Source organism: Comamonas sp. B-9, assembly GCF_000410635.1.
Classification (GTDB): Bacteria; Pseudomonadota; Gammaproteobacteria; order Burkholderiales; family Burkholderiaceae_C; genus Comamonas.
Map to the genome: position 1 here is coordinate 1,476 of NZ_KE148560.1, position 2,484 is coordinate 3,959.

The 2,484-nt window shown below is 63.1% G+C and carries 4 protein-coding genes; 1 reads left to right on the forward strand and 3 read right to left on the reverse strand.

Annotated elements, in window-relative coordinates; all coding sequences use genetic code 11:
* The 3 genes from H928_RS27245 to H928_RS0110910 form a co-directional block, all read right to left on the reverse strand.
* A partial coding sequence (locus H928_RS27245) for a tetraacyldisaccharide 4'-kinase (protein ID WP_043339679.1) occupies nt 1-333 on the reverse strand: 333 nt, incomplete at its 3' end.
* Nucleotides 334-375: 42 nt separating this feature from the next.
* On the reverse strand, nt 376-792 hold the full coding sequence (locus H928_RS0110905) for a biopolymer transporter ExbD (protein WP_021026537.1): 417 nt from the start codon (nt 790-792) through the stop codon (nt 376-378).
* A gap of 19 nt (nt 793-811) precedes the next feature.
* Nucleotides 812-1,432: a MotA/TolQ/ExbB proton channel family protein gene (locus H928_RS0110910; protein ID WP_021026538.1), complete on the reverse strand. Its 621-nt coding sequence runs from the start codon at nt 1,430-1,432 to the stop codon at nt 812-814.
* Between the two features lie 615 nt (nt 1,433-2,047).
* Between H928_RS0110910 and H928_RS33215 the strand changes: the two genes are divergently transcribed.
* Nucleotides 2,048-2,484 (forward strand): exodeoxyribonuclease VII large subunit (locus H928_RS33215; RefSeq protein ID WP_043339682.1); only part of this gene is annotated, 437 nt, incomplete at its 3' end.

Sequence of the window (2,484 nt, forward strand, 5' to 3'; positions counted from 1 at the left end):
GTTGTCGCGCCCATAGCCGCGCGAGATAACCGCTGGCCGCCAGCCCCGGGCCTGCAAGGCCTGCACCAGGTGCAGGGTGACGGGCGTCTTGCCGGCGCCGCCGGCAATCACATTGCCGACCACCACCACGGGCACCGGCGCGCGGTAGGCCTTGCAAAGGCCGGTGCGGTAAAGGGCGCGGCGCAGCGCGCCCAGCGCCGCATAGCACCAGGACAGCGGCAGCAGCGCTATGGCCAGCAGGCCTTTGCGCTGCCAGGCATCGGTGATGCGCGCCGAGCGGGGGCGCGTGGCAGCAGCTGAGGGCGAAGGATTGGGAGGGGGCGGGACGGTCATGCAGGCTGCATGCTAGCACTGCCCAGGCGCGGGGCCTGGGGTTTAGCGTGCGGCCGTCTGGGTGGCGAAGGTGATCTGCTGCAGGCCCACGCGGCGGGCGGCTTCCATCACCGAGACCACCGACTGGTGCGGCGCCAGCGCATCGGCGCTGATGATGATCACGCTGTCCTTGCCAGCGGTGGCGGCATTGCGCAGCGCCTCGGCCATGTCGGCCACGGTCTTGCCTTCCAGCGCGACCTTGCCCACGGCATAGCGCCCATCGGCAGCGACGGAGACGATGATTTCCTTGGGCCGGTCGCGCAGCTGCTCGGCATTGGCGGTCGGCAAGGTCAGCTGCAACTCGGTGAATTTGCTGTAGGTGGTCGAGAGCATCAGGAAGATGAGCACGACCAGCAGCACATCAATGAACGGGATCAGGTTGATCTCGGGCTCTGTCGTGGTGCGGGGGCGAAAGTTCATGCTGGCTCCTGCCCGGCGATCAGCTGCGGCGCAGCTTGTTCAGGTGGCGCAGAAACTGCTCGGCCGACAGCTCCAGGGTGAGCAGATAGCCATCGACCCGGCTGCGGAAATAGCGCCAGAAAATGAGGGCAGGGATGGCCACCATCAGGCCAAAGGCCGTGTTGTATAGCGCAATCGAGATGCCATGGGCCAGCATGCTGGGGTTGTTGCCGCCACCGCTTTGCGAGCCAAAGATCTCGATCATGCCGATCACCGTGCCCAAGAGGCCCAGCAACGGCGCGGCCGATGCGATGGTGGCGAGGGCGGTGAGGTACTTTTCGAGCTTTTGCGCTTCGCGGCGGCCGGTGCTCTCCAGCGTGGCGCGCAGGTCGGCCTCCGAGATGCGGGGCTCCAAGGTGATGGTGCGCAGGCCGCTGGCCAGCACCTCGCCCAGCGACGAGTTCTGGCCAAGCTGGTTCACCACTTCGGCGCTGGGCACCCCATTGGCAGAGACGGACATGGCTTCCTGCAGCAGGTTGGCCGGGGCGACTTTGTCAGCTTTCAGGGCCACAAAGCGCTCAACGATCAATGCCAGGGCCAGGATGGAGCAGGCAATCAAGGGCCAGATGGGCCAGCCTGCTGCTTGGATGATGGAAAACAAGATTCTCTCTCCGCTCTTTCTTTTTTCAGCGGCCATTATGGCCCAAGGCCACTGCCGGTCCGCCTAAAATCGGCGCTGGCGCTGCGTCCAACCCACAGTCCCGGGATGCCGGAAAGGCCCAGTCATCCACAAAAAATGTGGATAACTTTGTGGGTAATGTGTCATCAGCCGGAAAAATTGCCCAATTTACGGGGTTTTTCTTAGATTGCTTAAAAAATAAGCTGATAAAAATATTGAAAAATCAAAAGCTTGTACGTAGGTTCAATATTTTGTGCTACAGAGTATGACGTATGCATGACGCTGTCACAGAGCCGCTCTCTTGTGGACTACTGCGTGTTGGAGGTGTGGGAAACGGCGACTTTTGAGCCTTCCATGGTCTCTATGTCGTTGCTGTGACGGGAAAAAATGCCGCTGCCAGTGGTTGCTTTGGCAGCTAATTGGCAGCCCCTTCCGATAACGGAGCCTCTGCATCTGGCAAACGATGGCGAGCCCGCTGGATACCTGGCGCAAGTGCCAGCCGCTACCATGTCTGCTGGATGCCGTACTGCGGCGCAACCAACACTCACCTCTCCTGATTTCTGCCGCGCCGAGCCTGTCGCCAAGCCGGCCATTTTTATGGACACCACACACTACCCGCCCACCGCCGCTGCCAACGCCACCCCCAGCCCCCGAATCTGGGAGGTGGGCGCGCTGTGCCGGGCGGTGGCCGATGCGCTGGCGGCGCGTTTCAACCCGGTGGAGGTGCGCGGGGAGCTCAGCGGTTTCTCGCGCGCGGCCAGCGGCCACTGCTACTTCAACCTCAAGGATGCCAACGGCCAGGTGCGCTGCGCGATGTTTCGACGCTCCGCACAGGCGCTGGACTTCAACCCGCGCGACGGCGAGCTGGTCGAGGTGGTCGGCAAGCTGGGGGTCTATGAGCAACGCGGCGATCTGCAGCTGATTGTCGAAGGCATGCGCCGGGCCGGGCAGGGGGCCTTGTTTGAGCAGTTCCTGCGGCTCAAGGCGCAGCTCGAATCCGAAGGCCTGTTTGACAGCGAGCGCAAGCGGCAGCT